General features: G+C 48.3%; 18 protein-coding genes. 11 read left to right on the top strand and 7 right to left on the bottom strand.

Features of this window, described 5'->3' with window-relative positions:
• The first annotated feature begins 288 nt into the window (after nt 1-288).
• On the top strand, nt 289-1,260 hold the full coding sequence (locus Q0986_RS20505) for a class I SAM-dependent methyltransferase (protein ID WP_299415040.1): 972 nt from the start codon (nt 289-291) through the stop codon (nt 1,258-1,260).
• Here the strand turns inward: Q0986_RS20505 and cysS are convergent.
• Entirely contained in the window at nt 1,257-2,765 is a 1,509-nt protein-coding gene (gene cysS, locus Q0986_RS20500; protein ID WP_299415038.1) for a cysteine--tRNA ligase, read from the bottom strand. The genes Q0986_RS20505 and cysS overlap by 4 nt on opposite strands.
• Nucleotides 2,766-2,935: 170 nt before the next feature.
• On the opposite strand from cysS, the gene coaD reads away from it, so the two are divergent.
• The 3 genes from coaD to Q0986_RS20485 all read left to right on the top strand — a co-directional run bounded on the left by coaD (nt 2,936) and on the right by Q0986_RS20485 (nt 4,433).
• Nucleotides 2,936-3,466 carry a pantetheine-phosphate adenylyltransferase gene (gene coaD / locus Q0986_RS20495; protein WP_299415036.1) on the top strand — a complete coding sequence of 177 codons (531 nt, stop codon included), beginning with the start codon at nt 2,936-2,938 and terminating at the stop codon, nt 3,464-3,466.
• Nucleotides 3,397-4,038: a hypothetical protein gene (locus Q0986_RS20490; protein ID WP_299415034.1), complete on the top strand. Its 642-nt coding sequence runs from the start codon at nt 3,397-3,399 to the stop codon at nt 4,036-4,038. The genes coaD and Q0986_RS20490 overlap by 70 nt, the downstream gene beginning before the upstream one ends.
• A gap of 62 nt (nt 4,039-4,100) precedes the next feature.
• On the top strand, nt 4,101-4,433 hold the full coding sequence (locus Q0986_RS20485; RefSeq protein WP_299415032.1) for a hypothetical protein: 333 nt from the start codon (nt 4,101-4,103) through the stop codon (nt 4,431-4,433).
• Nucleotides 4,434-4,474: 41 nt separating this feature from the next.
• Here Q0986_RS20485 and Q0986_RS20480 read toward each other — a convergent pair whose 3' ends face one another.
• Complete coding sequence (locus tag Q0986_RS20480) at nt 4,475-4,732, bottom strand: DUF3146 family protein (protein ID WP_299415030.1); 258 nt, start codon at nt 4,730-4,732, stop codon at nt 4,475-4,477.
• Nucleotides 4,733-4,931: 199 nt separating this feature from the next.
• Here Q0986_RS20480 and Q0986_RS20475 point away from each other — a divergent pair, with 199 nt between their 5' ends.
• Nucleotides 4,932-6,224 carry a hypothetical protein gene (locus Q0986_RS20475; protein ID WP_299415028.1) on the top strand — a complete coding sequence of 431 codons (1,293 nt, stop codon included), beginning with the start codon at nt 4,932-4,934 and terminating at the stop codon, nt 6,222-6,224.
• Between the two features lie 14 nt (nt 6,225-6,238).
• Here the strand turns inward: Q0986_RS20475 and Q0986_RS20470 are convergent, their stop codons facing one another.
• The 4 genes from Q0986_RS20470 to rseP form a co-directional block, all read right to left on the bottom strand.
• A complete protein-coding gene (locus tag Q0986_RS20470) occupies nt 6,239-7,471 on the bottom strand; it encodes a peptidoglycan DD-metalloendopeptidase family protein (RefSeq protein WP_299415026.1) in 1,233 nt (410 codons plus the stop codon).
• Nucleotides 7,472-7,671: 200 nt separating this feature from the next.
• Nucleotides 7,672-7,974, bottom strand: coding sequence for a 30S ribosomal protein S14 (gene rpsN, locus Q0986_RS20465; protein WP_012164397.1), 303 nt, complete (start codon nt 7,972-7,974; stop codon nt 7,672-7,674).
• 91 nt (nt 7,975-8,065) lie between these two features.
• A complete protein-coding gene (gene nth / locus Q0986_RS20460) occupies nt 8,066-8,737 on the bottom strand; it encodes an endonuclease III (protein WP_299415021.1) in 672 nt (223 codons plus the stop codon).
• An 8-nt stretch (nt 8,738-8,745) separates the two neighbouring features.
• On the bottom strand, nt 8,746-9,834 hold the full coding sequence (gene rseP / locus Q0986_RS20455) for an RIP metalloprotease RseP (protein WP_299415019.1): 1,089 nt from the start codon (nt 9,832-9,834) through the stop codon (nt 8,746-8,748).
• A gap of 248 nt (nt 9,835-10,082) precedes the next feature.
• Here rseP and Q0986_RS20450 point away from each other — a divergent pair, with 248 nt between their 5' ends.
• The 3 genes from Q0986_RS20450 to Q0986_RS20440 all read left to right on the top strand — a co-directional run bounded on the left by Q0986_RS20450 (nt 10,083) and on the right by Q0986_RS20440 (nt 13,016).
• The gene (locus tag Q0986_RS20450) at nt 10,083-11,561 is read left to right on the top strand and encodes a HAMP domain-containing sensor histidine kinase (protein WP_299415017.1); all 1,479 of its coding nucleotides are present in this window, start codon (nt 10,083-10,085) and stop codon (nt 11,559-11,561) included.
• Between the two features lie 80 nt (nt 11,562-11,641).
• Nucleotides 11,642-12,187 (top strand): GIY-YIG nuclease family protein, encoded by a 546-nt coding sequence (locus Q0986_RS20445; protein ID WP_299415075.1) that lies wholly within the window; start codon nt 11,642-11,644, stop codon nt 12,185-12,187.
• Between the two features lie 115 nt (nt 12,188-12,302).
• Nucleotides 12,303-13,016: a uracil-DNA glycosylase gene (locus tag Q0986_RS20440; protein ID WP_299415015.1), complete on the top strand. Its 714-nt coding sequence runs from the start codon at nt 12,303-12,305 to the stop codon at nt 13,014-13,016.
• On the opposite strand, the gene hmpF is transcribed toward Q0986_RS20440, so the two are convergent.
• The gene (hmpF, locus tag Q0986_RS20435; protein WP_299415073.1) at nt 13,013-14,677 is read right to left on the bottom strand and encodes a pilus motility taxis protein HmpF; all 1,665 of its coding nucleotides are present in this window, start codon (nt 14,675-14,677) and stop codon (nt 13,013-13,015) included. The two genes, Q0986_RS20440 and hmpF, sit on opposite strands and share 4 nt — an antisense overlap.
• 553 nt (nt 14,678-15,230) lie before the next feature.
• Between hmpF and Q0986_RS20430 the strand changes: the two genes are divergently transcribed.
• From Q0986_RS20430 to Q0986_RS20420, 3 genes are all read left to right on the top strand, one after another.
• The gene (locus Q0986_RS20430; RefSeq protein ID WP_299415013.1) at nt 15,231-15,596 is read left to right on the top strand and encodes a response regulator; all 366 of its coding nucleotides are present in this window, start codon (nt 15,231-15,233) and stop codon (nt 15,594-15,596) included.
• 6 nt (nt 15,597-15,602) lie between these two features.
• The gene (locus tag Q0986_RS20425) at nt 15,603-16,130 is read left to right on the top strand and encodes a chemotaxis protein CheW (RefSeq protein ID WP_299415010.1); all 528 of its coding nucleotides are present in this window, start codon (nt 15,603-15,605) and stop codon (nt 16,128-16,130) included.
• A 187-nt stretch (nt 16,131-16,317) separates the two neighbouring features.
• Nucleotides 16,318-18,840: a methyl-accepting chemotaxis protein gene (locus Q0986_RS20420; protein WP_299415008.1), complete on the top strand. Its 2,523-nt coding sequence runs from the start codon at nt 16,318-16,320 to the stop codon at nt 18,838-18,840.
• The last annotated feature ends 151 nt before the right edge of the window (nt 18,841-18,991 follow it).

The raw sequence follows: 18,991 nt of genomic DNA, 5'->3' as shown, positions 1-18,991 counted from the left end.
AACATTTTTCTGAACTAAGGAAAAATAGTTGAGTGATTTTGGAACGCTGAAGGAGTTTCCCTTAAAGTTGTGAAATAACGCTGTCTAAATATCAGAATTTAGCGTTCTGAATGTCCCCTTGGTCGTATAGCCTCGGCATACCCAATCGTACGATTCAACCATGAGCGAGCGACCTGTGCAGTTTCAGCTAAATGCGAGTTTTGAGCGCCTGTTTTAGACCCATTGCTCTATACTTTGGCTCACTTCCCCCCCTACAATGAGGGTCCACCCTGCGCCGCGATTCTGATTATGACGACTAAACTTAAGCCAGACTGGGCTGGAGAAGACTGGCTGTCGAAATTAGTCAATCTCCTGATCCAAACAAAGCCAATTTACGCTGTGATGAAGCAGCAAGCTAGACAGGTATTAATTAAAACAGCCGAGAAAAACGGCGTTCCCTGGCGCCAGGCTTACAAAATTCTAGAGTCCTCCAATGTCAAGGACCATTTGGATCCCATGACCGATCCGAATCTCATCTATCCCAGTTACTATCAAGTTCCTTTTCACGCCTATGAGCAGGGGAATTTGTGCTGGCCGGCGGCCTTTGAGGCTGAATCCGCGACCTATGCGATGGCTTTAAGAGTTTGGCCACAGGACGACCTTACTTGGGATACTGCTCAGCAGCGGTTGCGTGCCAGCTTCCATCAAGTCCTGGCTGATAATGGTCCTTCGGTTGTCACAGATGTTCTAGATATGGGGTGTTCGGTGGGAATTTCCACCTTTACCCTTCATCGTTACTATCAGTCCATCCAACCGGTCTCCGTGCACACCACCGGGTTAGATCTGTCTCCCTATATGTTGTCAGTCGCTCGGGAACGAGACGTTAACCGAGAGATTAACTGGCTTCATGCCAAAGCAGAGGATACGGGGTTGGCGGATCAGTCGTTTGATTTAATTACCCTCCAATTCGTGATTCACGAACTCCCTCGGCAGATTACCCAAGACATTTTTGCAGAGTCTTTTCGGCTTCTGCGGCCTGGAGGATGTATTGCCTTGGTCGACAATAACCCCAAGTCACCGGTGATCCAAAATCTGCCCCCCGCTCTATTTACGCTAATGAAGAGCACTGAACCTTGGAGTGACGATTACTATACCTTTGATGTGGAATCTGCTCTAGTGACCGCTGGTTTTAAGCATCAAACCACCACCGCCAGCGATCCACGTCATCGCACGATTGTGGGAACTAAGCCCATTTGCGTGATAGGAGAAGAGCCCACTTAATCCCGAATCCAATGGGTCACCCCTCCGGCTTGATCGACAAGGGTGATGCCTTGGGCTTTGAGCTGATCGCGAAGGCGATCGCTTTCTGCGTAATTTTTGGCTTGGCGGGCGGCTTGCCGTTCTGCAATCAAGGCTTCAATGGCTGAATCACTCAGACCATCCCCGTTGTTAGCGTTCTCTGGGTTAGCATTCTCTGGCTGGGCTTCTAGGCCGAGCACCTGGGCCAGACAGACTAGGGTTTGCCATTGGCTTTGCAGACGGTCGCTAGCCGCAGGAGGCTCTCCTTGATGATTGAGGATATTGCCTGCTTTCCGTAGGTCCTTGGCCAATTCAAAGAGAACCACTAATCCGCCGGGGGAGTTAAAATCATCATCCATCGACGCTTGGAAGCGCTGCACGGCATCACTGGTGTCGGCAATCCGCATATTGGCTGGATTGCCAAAATCGGGGTTGTCACGATCGGACCATTGCAGTTGAACGCCATAGCTGTATCCAAACAGCAGTCCCTCTTTCAAGGTTTGCCAACTTTGCTGAGCCGCTGCGATCGCATCATCCGTAAAATCAATCGGCTTGCGATACTGAGCTTGGAGGACAAACAATCGTAGCGCCATCGGCTCCAGGGTGGCTCCCGCCAAGATAGGTAAAGGCGTGTCTAGCAACTGGCGAATCGTTGTGAAATTGCCTAAGGACTTCGACATCTTTTCACCGCCCACATTCACAAACCCGTTATGCATCCAATAGCGGGCCAGTTGGGAGGTTGATACCGCTTCAGATTGGGCAATCTCATTTTCATGGTGGGGAAATACCAAATCGGACCCACCCATATGAATATCAATCTCTGCGCCTAAACATTGATTGACCATGGCCGAACATTCAATATGCCACCCAGGGCGTCCTGCTCCCCAGGGAGACTCCCAACTGGGTTCACCGGGTTTCGCTGCTTTCCACAGGGCAAAATCGAGGGGATGTTGTTTTTTCTGGTCTGCATCCTTCACGCGACCACTGGCACCCGCCTCCATTTGATCGAGCCGTCGTCCAGAAAGGGTCCCATAGGTTGGAAAGCGCTCTACCGCATAATACACATCACCATTGACCGCATAGGCAAATCCCTTAGCCTCTAAGGTCTGGATCAAAGCAATAATCGCTGGCATAGCCTCCGTGGCCCTTGGATAGGCATCCGCTGCCAGGATATTGAGTCGGGCCATATCTGCTTCATAGGCCTGAATAAAAGTTTGCGTCACTGCTTGCCAATCTTGACCGGTTTGAGCCGCCCGGTTCAGGATCTTGTCATCAATATCCGTGTAATTTTGCACATACTGAACGTCATATCCTCGCCATTGCAGATAGCGCCGCACCATATCCCAAACGATGTAAGACCGAGCATGACCTAAATGACAATAGTCATACACCGTCACGCCACAGCAATACATTTTGACTTGGCCGGGCATAACCGTTTCTAAGGCGGTCTTCGTACGAGTGAGGGTGTTATACAGTTTAAGGGACATTAACAGAACGTAAGAATTGCTTAAGGTCAGTGAAACACAACTACAGAGGAAACTATTCCCTAGTCTTTTAAATAGCCTAACGCTCAAAATCGTTAGTATTATTTTGGATTTGCACAATCTGAAACTTAAAGGGTATAGACTATAATCGCCTCAATCGAAATGATGAATTCATGATTGCAGTCTATCCAGGCAGTTTCGACCCCATTACCTTAGGGCATCTCGACATTATTGAGCGAGGATGCAAGCTCTTTGAAAAAGTGGTTGTTGCTGTGGCTCGCAATCCCAATAAAGCGCCCTTGTTTACGGTTCAGCGGCGTTTAGAACAAATTCAAACCTGCTCTCAGCATCTCGTCAATTTAGAGCTTGACACGTTTGATACACTAACAGTGACTTATGCTCAAAAGCGCAAAGCGCAAGTATTGTTGCGAGGTTTACGGGTTCTCTCCGATTTTGAGTATGAGCTACAAATGGCTCATACCAATCACAGCTTATCTCCCCAAATTGAAACCGTGTTTCTGGCCACATCCAATGAATATAGCTTCCTAAGCAGTAGCTTAGTCAAAGAAATTGCTAAATTTGGTGGTTCAGTTGCTCACCTTGTTCCTAAGAATGTTGCCATTGAGTTAGAAGAATGCTTCACCAAGACTCCGCCTTTAGTGTCGATACCCACCCCAATAGTTCCGACTACCCCCACGGATTAGCCGCTCATCAATCCCAAGGGTTAGAACTGCAGCAACAACTGCAACGGTTGGAAGAAATTATTGTTCTGGATGGCTTGAAAATGCCGCTGACCCGCCGTACGGTCGTGGATGAAGAGCAACTGTTATCGCAGTTATTGGCCGTTGAGAGGAGTATTCCCGATACCATTCGCTCCGCTGAATCTATTTTGCAGAACAAAGAAGACATTATCAGTCGTGCGAATCAATATGCAGAAGAGTTAATTCAATCCGCTGAACAACGTGCTGCTCAAATTGCGGACGAACTCACCATCATTCAACAGGCAGAAATGGAAGCCCAGCATTTGCGCAAGCAAGTACAGAGCGAGATTGAATCCATGCGCCAACGTAATATTTCAGAAGTAGAACGGGCAAGACGGCAAACCCAGCAAGAAATCGAAGCTATGCGTCAAGCGGCCCAAGCTGAATGTGAACAGATTCAACAGGACGCGGATCGCTATGCTGAGCAGGTGCTGGTGGAGCTAGAAGATCGGCTTGGTCATATGATCAGAGTTGTAAAAAATGGCCGCTCTCATTTGCAAAATGCCAATGGATAGAGGCAAAAATTGCGTATATTGATAAATATAGGTGTTGAATTGCAATGTCAACTTGAGCGACCATGACCGAGCCCATTCCAGCGATTACGTTACCGCCCTCTGACAGCCCTGATCAAGAAGCTGAGTGGTTGCAAAATGAGCTGCATGAATGGCTAGACCAAGAGTTTTTACCGGAGTTGGTTAACCAAAAAATTGCCCAGCGCGCTGCTAGCGTCTACCTCCGGCAGCGTATAGAAGGGGAGAATGATTTGGGCTCTTTGCTGATTGCGATTTTAACGGAGATGCAAAGCTTTGATTTTTCTAAAAGCTTTTACAGTGAATTCGCCGTTGCCAATGCCGTCAGCGATTTACTCCTCAATAGCCTGGGTATTGATACCTGCTGTGGCCAATCCTAGCTAATTCTCTTCTGACCGGATCGAAACCAGAGGATCAGAAGCTAAATTTTGCAGCGCAGCGTAAAGGAGTAGTCGCCACCGGGCTCTAATCGATAATCCTGCTGTTCTAGAAATCGCCCTAAAGGTTCTTTAATCAAAGCTCGGCCTAAGGACGGAGAAACCTTTAATTCGCCTTGGCGAAAACACCATTGGAACTGCCAGATGTAATCGCTGGCGGCCACTTCACCTTCGATCTGTCCCTGTTGCCAGGACTGATGGGTAATGCGGACATGGGCAGTGGTTCGAGGAAGGGCACACACAAGTCAGAGTGGTTCGGTCTGGGGTTAAAGTTCAAGACTATTATCAATAAGTCTGGTGTGGCTGTCTACTGCGATACAGGGAAGCCGAACCTCAAACCGTACCCTTTGGCTTCAACGGGTTTTCTATACTGAAGAAAGGGTGTTGAGCAGAAAACCATCCCTGCTGCATTGGTTGGCAGCTACTGTTATGAGGTAGGTCATGCCCCTAAATTCCAAGATAATGACCGCTGTGGAGCAACTCAGCTACAGAGTGACCGTTGGCGATGTTGCCACTCAGGCGGGTCTCGATATTCAGCAAACGGAGCGGGGGTTGCTGGCCCTAGCGTCTGAAGTTTCTGGTAATCTCCAAGTTTCTGAAACCGGAGATATTGCCTATTTATTCCCCAGAAACTTTCGCTCAGTCCTCCGCAATAAATATTGGCGTCTGCGTCTCCAGGCTCTATGGGCCAAGATTTGGCCTGCTATTTTCTACTTGATTCGAATCTCCTTCGGGATTTTTTTGTTGGTGTCAATTGTGCTGATCTTTGTTGCGATCGCAATCATCTTGATCGCCATGAACAGCCAAGACGATCGCTCCAGTAATCGCCGTTCTGGCAGTTTTATCCCCCGCTTCTGGATCACCCCCGACTTATTCTGGTTTTTCAATCCCAATCCTCGCTATCACCGGCAGCATGCCCGTGGGCGGCAGCCTAAAGACCCCGATCAGATGAACGTCTTGGAAGCCATCTTTTCGTTCCTATTTGGGGATGGCAATCCCAACGCCAACTTAGAAGATCGTCGTTGGCAAGCAATCGGGTCCGTGATCCGCAACAACGGAGGTGCGGTCACTGGAGAGCAGCTGGCTCCCTATCTTGAGGTATCTGACCATCAGCGAGACAGCGAAGACTATGTGATTCCGGTGTTGACCCATTTCGACGGTCGCCCCGAAGTCAGTCCCCAAGGCGAAATTATTTATCATTTCCCGACACTGCAAAGCACAGCTAAGGCTCATCAACAGCAGTCTCGTTCCACCTACCTACAAGAGTATCCTTGGAAATTCAGCCAAGCGGATTCAGGACAGATCCTCTTAGCCATTGGCTTGGGAGGCTTAAACTTAGTCGGAGCAGCAGTGTTATGGTCGTTGTTACGGGATGGTAGTGTTGCGATTCAACTCGGTGGCCTAGTGGGATTTGTCTATTCTATCTTTGGCGTCTTAGTGGCTTATGGCATCGGTTTCTTAGGTATTCCCCTCCTTCGCTACTTTTGGATTCAAGGGCGAAATCGCAAAATTGAAGCTCGCAATCAACAGCGCCAAGCCTGTACGGTTGCCCTGTCTCAGCTAAATCCGACGCTGCAACAAAAAATTCGCTATGCCCAGACCTTTTCAGCACAGTCGGTGATCTCCTCCGAGAACCTGGCCTACACCACTGAAAAGGATTTGCTAGAGCAGGAATATGAACGCTCAGATACGATTGATGCCGAGTGGCAACGACGGCTGAATGCCAATGAGTGATTCCAAATCAGCGCTTACAAATAAGCGAGTGGCTCAACGGGGTTGCCCTGTTGTCTGACTTCAAAGTGCAAATGGGGACCCGTAGACAGACCGGTTGAACCGACAGCTGCAATGGTTTGACCTCTTTGCACCCCTTGCCCCACCGTCACATAGAGTTCACTACAGTGGCCATAGAGCGTGGTTAAACCATTGCCATGATCGATAATAACGGCGTTGCCATAGCCGCCGTACCATTCAGCTACAATCACACTGCCACTATCCGCTGCAAAAATGGGCGCCCCCGAAGGAGCGCCAAAATCTGTCCCAGCGTGAAATCGGCCTCTACCAAAAATGGGATGAGTTCGATAACCAAAATTACTGGTAATGGGTCCGTTGACGGGCTGAACCATTTGTCCAGTGCCTAATACCCGCTGATAACCAGGGGTGTTGGAACGCAAGGCCACTTGTTGCTCAGCGAGTCGCTGAGCAATCAAGGTCGAGATATTATTTGAATCCTGAGTTAACTGCTGTTCTGCGGCTTCTAGGGCACGCCGATCGGTCGTGAGTCGCTTCACCAATTGATTTTGCACAGAGGCTTGCTCCGTGTAGTTAGCCTTTTGGTATTGCAGTTGTTCCGATAACAGGGCAATCTGATTTTTCTGAATTTCCGCTAATAGCTTCTGATCATTAATTTTTTCTTTTTCAGTTTTAAGGGCCAGTAACGACGTGCGATCGGCCTTATAAACCAGCTGTAGTTGATATCGGCGTTCCAACAGCTCTTCTATCGATTCACTTTGCAATAAGGCAATCCAGGTGCTGGATTCTCGCTGCCGCTGCAAAACTCGAAGACGGGCAACGGTATTGCCTTGCTTCTCTTGGTAAGCGGTTTCAGCGACTTTCAGATCCGCCTCAATTTTCTGCAGCGTTTCGTTCGCCTGCTTGAGTTTAGCTTCGTTGTCCTTAATTTGACCTTCCGTAAACTGAATATTACGTTCTAGTCCCCCTAGGCGTTTCTTAGCTGCACCCTCAAGATTTTCTATCTGCTGCCGCTGCTGTTTGACCTTAGATCGCTGCTGTTCAACTTGTATGCGACGCTGTTGCAGATCATCTAGGTTAGATTGTTGAGCGAGGGTAGGGTGTCCCCTCCCAATCAAGAGAAAGGCCGCTAAACCCATTCCACCAATCACCCCTCCTATGCGGGTGATGATCCGCAAAGCGGATGCTCTTCGCTGTCTGAAGCCAAAAGAGAGAAGGGATCGCCAAGACATCAGTGTTTGAAGAATGCGTTTTAGCAAAATCGCTCAGATTTTAAATGCAACATAGGCACTATATTAGACCTCTTGCATAAATATCTATTGGAGGGTAAACACGCTAAGCCCATGTCCAAGCGCCTAGCGACGCACTCTGAACATGAGCTGAGGTTTAATGGATTGAAGCGTTTCGCAACTGCGTCGGGGGCGCCACCCACTTACCAACTCGACTTGGTGACACCGGGTAACAGCCCTTCATGAGCCATTTCTCGCAAAACATGCCGGGATAGACCAAAATCTCGGTAATAGCCCCTAGACCGCCCTGTGACCCAACAACGATTGCGCAATCGGGTAGGGGCGCTATTGCGAGGGAGACGCTGGAGTTGACGGTGCAAATCCATCCGTTCTTGCTGTGAAGAAGCTTGAGAAATTTGTTCAAGTAGCGCTTGGCGCTTGTGAGCGTATTTAGCGACCAATCGCTGTCGCTTTTTTTCTCGCTCAACCATGCCTTTTTTAGCCATGAAGTTGTGGGATATCCAATCAAAAATTTAAACAGTATTTTCTATCTTAGCGAATCTTGTCCATTTTTCCGCAAAGAGTGCCATTACTCCATTACTTTTTGGAAGCACGGGCTGGGATGACCTTACCCGCAGAGGGGCAAAGATCGGCCAATGTACAGCGATCGCATAGGGGTTTCCGAGCGCTGCAAACGGCACGACCATGATAAATCAGCCGAATCGACCAATTCTCCCAATCCTCTTGGGGAATCAGCTGCATCAAATCTCGCTCGATTTTGACTGGATCCTGATGGCGGGTGAGTCCCAAACGGTTACTTAATCGTTTGACATGGGTATCAACGGTCACCCCCATATTGATGCCATAACCGTGAGCAAGCACCACATTTGCCGTTTTACGAGCAACGCCCGGTAATGTTAGCAATAAATCCATTTGGTCTGGGACCTGGCCCTCAAAATCCTGGACAATCTTTTGGCAAGCGCCTTGGATATGCTTGGCTTTATTGCGATAGAACCCTGTTGATCGAATCAGTTCCTCCAGATCTTGGCGATCAGCCACCGCTAATGCGGGCGCGTCTGGGAAGGTTGCAAATAGCGCAGGGGTCACCTGATTGACACGTTCATCCGTACATTGGGCGGACAAGATCGTGGCAACTAGCAGTTGAACGGGCGTGTCATAGGTCAAACTGCAAGTGGCATCAGGATAAAGGTTTTTTAAGCGGGCTAATAAGTCTAAGGCTTTTAATTGGTTTGCAGAACGGCGAGGCATATCTCCTCTTAAGTCATAAGTTTGGCTGTATCCAGCACAATCATAAAGACCCCAAGCCCCAGCAGTAAAAACAGCCCAACCTGCATAACACCCTCTTGAATATTGTTGGGTAATGGCTTACCTCGGAGGCCTTCTAGGAGTAAAAAGGCCAGTTGGCCTCCATCTAGGGCGGGCAGCGGCAGGATATTAATAAAGGCCAAATTGACGCTGATAACCGCTGCAAATTGAAAGAGGCTGGTCATATCGGTGCGAGCCATATCGGCACCAATAGCAACAATACCCACTGGACCTGCCACCTGACTGGCTGACTCTCGAAAGTTGCCCACTAGCTGGCCCAGAGTATGGGCCATTAACCCCACGATTTTCTGAAACTCTTGCGCTGCGGCTGAAAACAATTCACCTAGGTGCTGAATGGGGCGGCGGATCAGTCGACCATTAGGAGCAAGCTGTACACCAATGCGAGCCATCCCATCTTCTGCTCGCTCGGGAATGATATTGATATCTAGCTCTTGCTCTTGGCGTTTGATATGGAATTGGAGGGGTTGACCATCATTCGCTTGGATGGCTTGCATTAACGTGTCACGAGCCGCTTCTGCTTGCCCTAAGGGCTGATTGTTGACCGCAAGGACAATATCTCTGGCCTGAACACCGGCTTCAGCGGCGACCGAGCTGACGTCGGTTGCGACCTGAGCAATCAATACACCGGGCTGGTACTGAACGCCACCGGGAACACCCACAATGCCGACTTCTGTTACGAGCAATAAGTAGGCAAAGATCAGGTTGGCAATCACGCCTGCACTCATCACAATGGCCCGATCTAAGATGGGGCGATTGCGCATAAGATCTGGATCGGTGAGGGGGATTGCACTCTCTGGATCTTCGTCGGGGAAACCGACATATCCTCCTAGAGGAATGCTGCGCAGCGCATATTCGGTCTGTTCACCCTGATATTTCCATAGGATGGGGCCGAAACCGATCGAAAAGCGATTGACATGGATTCCCTGAAGTCTGGCAGCTAGGAAATGACCTAGCTCATGAACTGCGATTAGCATCCCTAAAATGCCAATCATTACAAGAATTCCAGCTAAGGCAGGCATGAATGCACCTAAATATCACGGCACTAATCCAATCATAGGGGATTAGGTTTAATTATCTTAACGTCTTTAATGAGTATCCTGTGACGGAGTGTGCTTTTTCTCTGGAGTCATTGGATAGAGTGGAATTCCTCGCTAAGATTCAAGACAGCGAGGCGGGGTTATTTCTCTAAATCCGTTCGGTTTTACGGCTGGGAGAGTGTGGGCAAAACCGTTATGGTCGAGTGAGTGGACTGGAGGTAATAACAGGTGTGAATAGGTGGGTCTTCCCAACAGTCAGTGAAGCCTTGATTGGCAGTGAACCAGCGTTGGATGGATTGCCTGCCCTTCCTGCGAACGAAGGTGAACAAGAATGGCATGCTGCCATTGCCACAATGCTGTCCATGCTGATTGCGTCCGATTCCTTGGCACAGCAGGCCTCTCATCTGCCTAATCTAGACCCTGATCAAGGCCTGATTCTGACGGGACCTATGCCGCTCCTCAGTGGGTTGTTGACCCCGTTCCATGCCTGGGCCTTTACACCGGCTAAAATTGCGTCTCTACAGTTACCCCCCTGTGAGCCACCGAGTCCGGCAGCGTGGGTTAGTTCAACCGCCACCATTCCCTTATTGCCAGCCGATCCGTTAGCCGCGGAGCGCTTCTGTTTAGTGCAGACACGCTCCTTTAGCTGGATTGCTGTTCTCCGATATTTACCGGAACAAGAGGGGCAGTGCCAGTTCTCTTTTGTTCCAGAAACCGTTCAGCAGGTGTTACTGAGTTTGCGATCGCGCATCCAACTCACTCGCCCCCATCAGCTAGAGGCCTTTGATGCCCTGCTTCAGCAGTGGCCAGCCGTTGAGCCTCATTATCAGATCCCACTGCACTTTAGCCGCCAACTCCTCCACAATTATCGGCACATCTCCATGACGCCGCCAGCAAACGGCAAGCGTTCACCTAGCCTGATCGATATCAGTCAGGCTGAGCTGCAGCCACCTAACTCCTCCGGGGGAACAGAAGATCCGCCCCAACCCCTCAAACGGAAACACGATATCGATTTGCTCAAAGCGCTGGCTCACGAAGTTCGTACGCCGCTCACCACCATTCAAACCTTTACCCAACTCCTTTTAAAACGCTCGGATTTACCCGCAGAAGTGCTCAAGCGCTTGGAGACCATTCGCCGAGAATGCCATGACCAGATTGAGCGCTTTAGCTTAATCTTCAGAGCAATGGAATTAGCGAATGCTGAAACAGTGCCCACGGCATTGCAATTAACCTCTATCTCGGTCCAGGAGGTCTTGCAGACGAATATTGCCCGGTGGCAGAAACAGGCGGATCGACGCAATCTTTCTTTTGAGGTAGAGGTGCCTGAGCAACTGCCCGCTATTGCCATTAGTGATCCCACAATGCTGGAGCAGGTGTTAACGGGATTAATTGAGCAGCTTAGCCATCGATTGCCCATGGGCAGCCAAATGCAGCTCCAGATTTCCCTGGCTGGCGATCAACTGAAATTGGAACTGAGATCGCATCAGACGGTCCCCCAAAAGCAGTCCGCAGCAGCTACACCGATGCTGAAAGCGATCGGTGATCTGTTAATGTTGCAACCGGAAACGGGCGGTCTGAGTTTGAGCTTACCCGTCACCAAGCAACTCTTTGAGATTTTGGGGGGGAAACTGACCGTTCGCCAACACCCCCAACAAGGTGAAGTCTTGACAATCTTTCTACCCTTAGGGACAGAGAGTACTGCATACTAAAGATGTCTCCAGGTCTTGTTTTCCTGATTCCAGCAGGTTATGACATCAGTGCTTGGAGTCGGTTGTATTTGACGTTGATCATGACTGTCGAGCACTCTGTTCCTCTCCTAGCTAACCTAGAGGCAATTCCCTATCTCGATCCTCAAGGGATGTTGCCCCAGCAGTTTGAAGGCAAAATCGGAGTTTATGCCATTTTTGCCGACGATCAAGCCTTGCAATATGTTGGGTATTCCCGCGATATCTATCTCAGTCTGAAACAACATTTGGTTCGTCAACCCCAATTATGTTACTGGCTCAAGGTCCAAACCATTGAGCGACCGAATCGAACCCAGTTAGAAAATATTCGGAGCGCCTGGATCCAGGAAAACGGTGCGCCAGTCCCAGGTAATCAGACTGAGCAACCGAAATGGGAGCAGGCCATTGATGTTAAAGCGGCGATGACTGCAGAAGAACTCGCTCAGCACCAAGACCCCCAGTTAGATGAGCGGAGCCAACTCAAGGCGTTAAAAAATGCAGCCCGTCGTTTAGAAGCTGAAATTCTAGAGGTTTTGAGTCAGCGGGGATTACAAGAATCCCTTCGCTTCAATCCAAAATTAAAAGAGACGGGTTTCCTAGACTTGAAATAGTCAGGACAGACCTCATGATTGCCTCATCGACGATCGGGCAGTGCCGTTATCCAGTCACAAAGGGTATGACCCTCTGTGACAGCAGCGAACCTCACCTAAATGCTGAATAGTCCCTATGCCTAGCGAAGAGCAAATTAGTTTATTTGATTGGCACGAACCCACCGTTGCAAATGTCACCGTTGAGCCAGAACAGATCTCAACCGACCCTCAAGTTCCTATCCCGTCTGGCTTTTATGAGACTCTAGACCAACTGACTGACCACTGCCATCAATGTCAACGATGCGATTTGGCCCTTAGCCGCACCCATGTTGTGGTCAGCCGTGGCAATCCTCAAGCGCCCCTTTTAATCATTGGTGAAGGTCCCGGTCAGCAAGAGGACGCAACGGGTTTACCCTTTGTGGGCAAAGCAGGGCAACTGCTTGATAAAATCCTGGCCTCTGTAAAGCTGGATTCTCAGCAAGATGTCTATATTTGCAATATTGTAAAGTGCCGTCCTCCCGGTAATCGCACCCCCACCCCCGAGGAATCAGCTGCGTGTAAGCCTTATCTACTGGAGCAAATTCGCCTCGTCAATCCTAAAATCATCCTGCTCACAGGTGCCACAGCGGTTCGAGGTGTAACGGGAGATAAACGCGGAATCACGAAAATTAGAGGGCAGTGGCTAACCTGGGAAAATTACCTTTGTATGCCCATCTTGCACCCAGCATACCTCTTGAGAAATCCATCCCCTGAGCCAGGCAAACCCAAGTGGCTGATGTGGCAAGATATTCAGGCCGTCCGCGCTAAGCTAGACGAGCTATTGGACTCACCTTTAAGCTTTGAGCGCTAGCTACCTTGTCCCATCGCCATAAAGATTTGCTTTAGTTCTTGCAACGCTCCTTGTGGGGAGTCTCCGGATTGACCGTCTGTCGAAGACAGTTGACCTTTGAGCACACTTAACGTGTCTTGCATCGGCTGTAATAGACTTTCTGAAGTTTTGATCTTGCCCCATAATTCAGCGAGAACCACTTTTTGTTGTTCTAATTCCTGCTCTTGCTGTTGGAGGTGCTGACGTTTATTGTCTTGCTCGGTGGAGGTGGCCGCTACCGTATCTCGAGTGACTTGTAAGGATGTTCGCAAGTCATTGATGTCGCGGTTTAACTGTTCTAGGGCCTGCTGTTGTTTTTGCTGCTCAGCTTGCGCTAATTTAAGCATTGGCGCTAGATCCAAGGCTGCTGTGTGATGAAATTTATTCTCTTGCGATCGCTTGCGTTGATACAGAATATCTTGATGAAAATAGAGAACCGCCTCTCGCTCTTTCAGGGTTTTTCGCTGTCCTTCCAGGGTTTCATCTAACAAGCGAAAATGCTGGCGTTCATCCTCCAACTCACCCGTCATACTGAGTTGGTCATACTCACTTGCATTTTGAATCTTGGCTTCCAACTCTCCAATCGCTTCAAGTTGGTATTTCAGCTCTTCTTCTTGATCATTGACAAAACTCGACAGCTTAGCCAGCTCTGTATTCAGCTTGTCGACGGTGGCTTCCAACTCTTCCAGGGGCATGTCTCGTAAGGTCTGGACATCAGTTGGGTTCCCGTCCCCTCCCTGCATTTGACTTAGATTTTGACAGAGCGCCGTTTGCGTTTGGTGCTGTTCACGTAACCAATGTTGTTGATCCGTTTTTAGAGCTAAAGTTTGCTCTTGGACCTCAAGCTCAAGCTTCGTTTGGACTAAGGAGTCTTGGGTTTGCTGCCATACTTGCCAAGCCGTTTGCAGATCGGATTGTTGTTGATCAAGCGTGGCTTGTTGCTGTTGAGCTTGAGCACGATCCTGCTCTAAGGTTTGCCAAGATTCACTGAGCTGATGGTGTTGCTGCTCAATATGGCTCAAATCAGCTTCACCACCACCAAAGGCATGATCCAGCTGATTCAACAATTGTTCAATCTGATGGACTTGTTCATCAGATAATCCCACGTCCTGATCGCGCTGGGCATTTTGTAATCGTCCCCAGCCTTCTTCCAACTGCTGGCGATCTTGCTCCATTTGTTCTTTGAGCTGGAGAATTTGGGCTCGCGTTGCTTCAAACTCTTGTCGTTGCTGCTCAATTTTCTGAGATTCAGCTTCCCACTCTTGTATCTCCTCGGCTCGGGTTTCCATATCCACTTCACGCCGAGTGAGTTCTTGGCTTTGATAGATCAGGGATTGTTTCCAACCTTCAATTTCTTCTTCTTGAGTCCGGAACTTCTCTCGCATCCGAGAAAAACTCTTTAAAATACCGACAAGCTGCCGAGTGGCATCTTGAATGCTCTTGAGCTGCTGGTTCCCATCCATCTCGACTAAAACCAGAACACCAGCATTATAGTCATTGGCAGCGTCTGCCTGGAGCAGTTCCTCTCCAGAAATAGGGCTCCAATTATGCTCAGATTGTTTTTGGGCTAAGAGCTTTAGTTCTGTCTTGGCACCCATAAAGCCATTTTTCTTGTGCACTTCGGCAAGATACAGCACACCCATCACCCTCTTTTTCTAATTGCATCCGAGCTTGGTCTATCCAACGTTCATTCTTTTGGATTGGCCATTCATTAAACTTCAATCAATAACCGTCGACAACCCCTTTCCATAAAAGCTTAGCCTTTATTTCAATGAGATAGTCAATGGTTAAGCGCTTCCTTCCATCAAGATTAGCTAAATTCAAGCATTTAGCCAATACTTCAAGGACAGTACACACTCAATAACAACAAGGGGAAATAGAACTTCCCAAACCAATAGTTCCCAAAAGACCGCCCATTTTTTGCATATCCTCTGCAAAGCCGAGTTGCTGTTATTTCCCGCTTCTCTAGAATAAAACAATCAACAAATTGACAAATTGTCTGTTGAGGGAGGGTACCCTAAGTTCGCAGGGGATGAAACCCATCATGGCTTCATGCTTGAATGTCCTGGTGTGAGCCAGCCCGCACAGCGAATAGCCTCGGAATTCTGTCAATAACAACAGATCAACCTTTTATTCGCCTCAGTGTCTAATACTTTAAGTACGAGCAGCTCTAGTGAAGATCTCAGGTAGCAATAAATGCAAAAAGTTTTAGTGGTTGATGACAGTATTACACAGCGGCAACTGATGAGCAATGCTTTAGAAGATATCGGATTAACTGTACTGATTGCTACAGATGGGGTAGAAGCGCTGGAACAAATCCAATCAACACAACCTGATATTGTGGTCCTAGATATTGTCATGCCTCGTAAGAATGGTTATGAGGTTTGTCGCGAAATTAAGTCTAACCCAACAACGCAAAATGTACCAGTTGTAATTTGTTCCTCCAAAACAGAAGACTTTGATCGGTATTGGGGGATGAAACAAGGGGCAGATGCGTATCTGACCAAGCCGATACAACCACAAGAATTACTAGTCACCGTTAAGCAATTGCTAGAAGGTTAGGTCCTTATGGTCAGTCATCAAGATATCGTTGCAGGGCAAGAAGCGAGTCAACTATCCGGTTTACAAGAACTCCAAAATCCTGAAGGAGACCTATTCTTAAGGTTTTTCATTGAGTCAGGCCAAGAATTTGCCCTGCCTGCCCAAGGGATACGGGAAGTTCTGGCTTTAACACCCGATCAAATCACTTTAATCCCGAATGTGTCTCCCGTTCTGATGGGAGTCCTCAATTTAAGAGGACAAGTAGTTTGGGTAACGGATATCGGGCAGTTTTTAGGCCATACCAAACCTTTAGATACCGACTGTCAAGAAATATCTATCATTGCGATCGAGTCCCAAGAGATCACCGTTGGCTTAGCGGTCGATAAAGTAATGGGCATGGATTGGCTAGATGCGGACAAACTCAACCCCTCGCTGAGTGCTTCAGACAATATGGCGCCTTTCTTGAAAGGAGAATGGATCCTGAGTGAGGCCAATCAGTATCTGAGGTTGCTGGATCCAGAGGCAATTTTGAGGTCGGCGCGATGGGCAACTTAGTTCAGCAAGGCTCTATAGAGCATAGACAATCCTGGACAAATTTGGTTATATATCAGCACATAGACCCTTTTTTTGGTGTTTTTATGCTTTTAGGTCCTCTCAGATAGTTTTGATGACTTTCACCAAAAATTGTAAATTTATTCGCTTCAGTTAGCATTTCGACTCAATCAGTGGCAGGAGCAGGCAGATGTCATTAAGTACTCGATACACACAAGACTATCAACAAGCAGTGAGTGACTACATGAAAGGGCACTATGAAGATGCTGCTGCAACAACCGATCATTTAGTCAAAGAGTACCCAGACGATCCGAACCTGCGTTTACTACGGGGACATATCTATAGCTGTCTTCAACAGTATGATATTGCCAATCAACAGTATAAATCAGTACTAGAGTTGACTCATGATCCTGAATTACTGGATTGTGCTCGCAATAGTTTGGCAGATTCTACCCAGTATTTGGAAGCAGGTTATGGCTATGCTGAAAAAAAGTCCACCCATAATGGAGAAAGTTCTACTCTGACCATGACTCATGGTTCGGAGTTGCAATTGAATGAAGCCCATAATATTCAGGTTCCTGTTTCATCCCAGGTTAGTTCTGGTCACGAAAGTGCAGATGACTTGAATCCGTTTACCATAGACCCCAACCCTTTTGATGATTATGTATCCGCTCCACTGGTTGATGAGCCCATAAATAGTCAACCATTGGTCACGGATCGTTTCGCTGATGGAGAAGATGATACATTACTCATGCACAAGAACCACTCAACATCCGACTCAGAAAGCTCAGATACTCGGCCATCCGATATTTCTACAAACCTAGAAAGCGATGCTATTCAGAGTAACTTAACTGATACCAGCGGTTCAGAAGAACCCATCAGTCCCCCCAGCCCAGAGCCCAACTCGTGGGATGAACCCTTCGACCTTGCTGGGGAGCATACGATGCAATCTGCGGATCTCGATTTCTCAGATGCTGTAGATCAGACTGAGTTTCCCATGTCTGGCATTGACTTATCAGAAGAGTTATCTATGGATGGCTTGGATAGCGATGGCGAGATCGATGCTTTTGATCCAGCCACTGAATTTGATCTTGATCCAAGCCTACTGAACTTGACGGAAGATGAGCAGGATCTAATTGGAGATACAGGGCTGCTCAATGTTCCTGAAAATGCCCAAGCGGTGGGTATGGATGATCTAGATCAATCCTCCGATCTTTCCATGTCATCACAGTCAGGATTTTTAGGAGAGCAGGATGGTGGTGTTCTCTTCTCAGATGGTGGGGCTTCCACGCTGTCTAAAAAGTCTAGTGGTCCTTTGGCTCCCTTTACTAATGCTTCTTTGCAACAGAAGCAAATCATTATGTCAACAACCGCTGGTGTTGTTTCAGCCTTGGCGGTTGTAGGGGTAGGTCAGCTTAGCGCGCAGCCCTGGAATGCTAGGGGGGTCGGAGCGCTAGCTGCAGGGTTGGCAGGGGGCGTGACAACGCTTGTCTTAGGTCAGATCATGACCCGGCAAATCAAGTCTTCTACCAATGACTTGCAGACTCAGTTAACCGCTGTGGCACAAGGGGATTGGAGTGTCAGGGCAACTGAGTTTTCTAAGGATGAATTTGGCCAATTGGCTAATAGCTTTAACCAGATGACTCGCTTTATTGAGTCCACAACGACTGAAGTTCAGCGCAAGGCAGAAGAGCAAGAAAAGGCCAAAGAAGACCTACAACGACAAGTGATTCGTCTGCTTGATGACGTAGAAGGGGCGGCTCGAGGTGATCTCACGGTTCAAGCAGAAGTAACAGCTGATATCTTAGGCGCTGTTGCCGACTCTTTTAACCTCACCATTTATAACCTCCAAAAAATCGTTAAGCAGGTTAAAGTAGCGGCTCAGGAAGTGAATAAAGGAGCAGCTGAGAATGAGGAATTTGCCCGCGGCCTATCCTCCGATGCTCTACGGCAAGCCGAGGAACTAGCGGTTTCCCTTAACTCTGTTCAAATGATGACCACTTCTATTCAGCAAGTGGCTGAAAGTGCTCGATCTGCTGACCAGGTTGCTCAAAAGGCAACTGAGGCTGCGCTAAAAGGCGGAGAATCGGTAGAAAGCACGGTGGCGGGTATTCTCCAAATTCGAGAAACAGTGGCTGAAAGTACCCGTAAGGTGAAACGTCTGGCGGAGTCTTCTCAAGAAATTTCGAAGATTGTTGGTTTAATCTCCCAAATTGCGTCGAGAACTAACCTCCTAGCCCTGAATGCCAGTATTGAGGCCGCCCGTGCGGGTGAATCTGGACGGGGATTTGCAGTGGTTGCCGATGAAGTTCGTCAATTAGCCGATCGAGCTGCCAAGTCTTCCAAAGAAATTGAGCAAATTGTTTTGCAAATTCAAGGTGAAACCAGCTCAGTGATGATGGCTATGGAAGAAGGAACCCAGCAGGTGATTGAAGGAACGCAACGGGCCGAGCAAGCCAAACGCTCCTTGGACGACATTATTCAAGTCTCTTCGCAAATCAATCAGTTAGTGGGTTCGATTACGAAGGCAACAGCTGAACAGACAGAGACCTCTCGCTATGTATCTCAAGTGATGCAGTCTGTTGAATTGACGGCCCAAGAAACCTCACAGGAAGCTCAACGAGTGTCTGATTCTCTGAGAAATATGGTGAGTGTCGCCAGTGAGCTCCAATCTTCTGTGGAGCGGTTCAGAGTCGAAGGAACTGAATTTTAGTCCCCCGCCTCGTGTCTGAACGATCCATGTTTTTCATTTATTTTTTTACAGCATCCTAAGGGAGATGGTAATGCAGCCAGAACAGCAGCGGATTATGGTCTACTTTATTGAGGAAGCGAAAGAGCACCTCAATACAATCGAGCATGGTTTG

The sequence above is a fragment of the Acaryochloris sp. IP29b_bin.148 genome (assembly GCF_028285565.1).
GTDB lineage: Bacteria > Cyanobacteriota > Cyanobacteriia > Thermosynechococcales > Thermosynechococcaceae > Acaryochloris.
The sequence above is the reverse complement of the archived record's forward strand: the minus strand, read 5'-3'. Positions and strand labels throughout refer to the sequence as shown.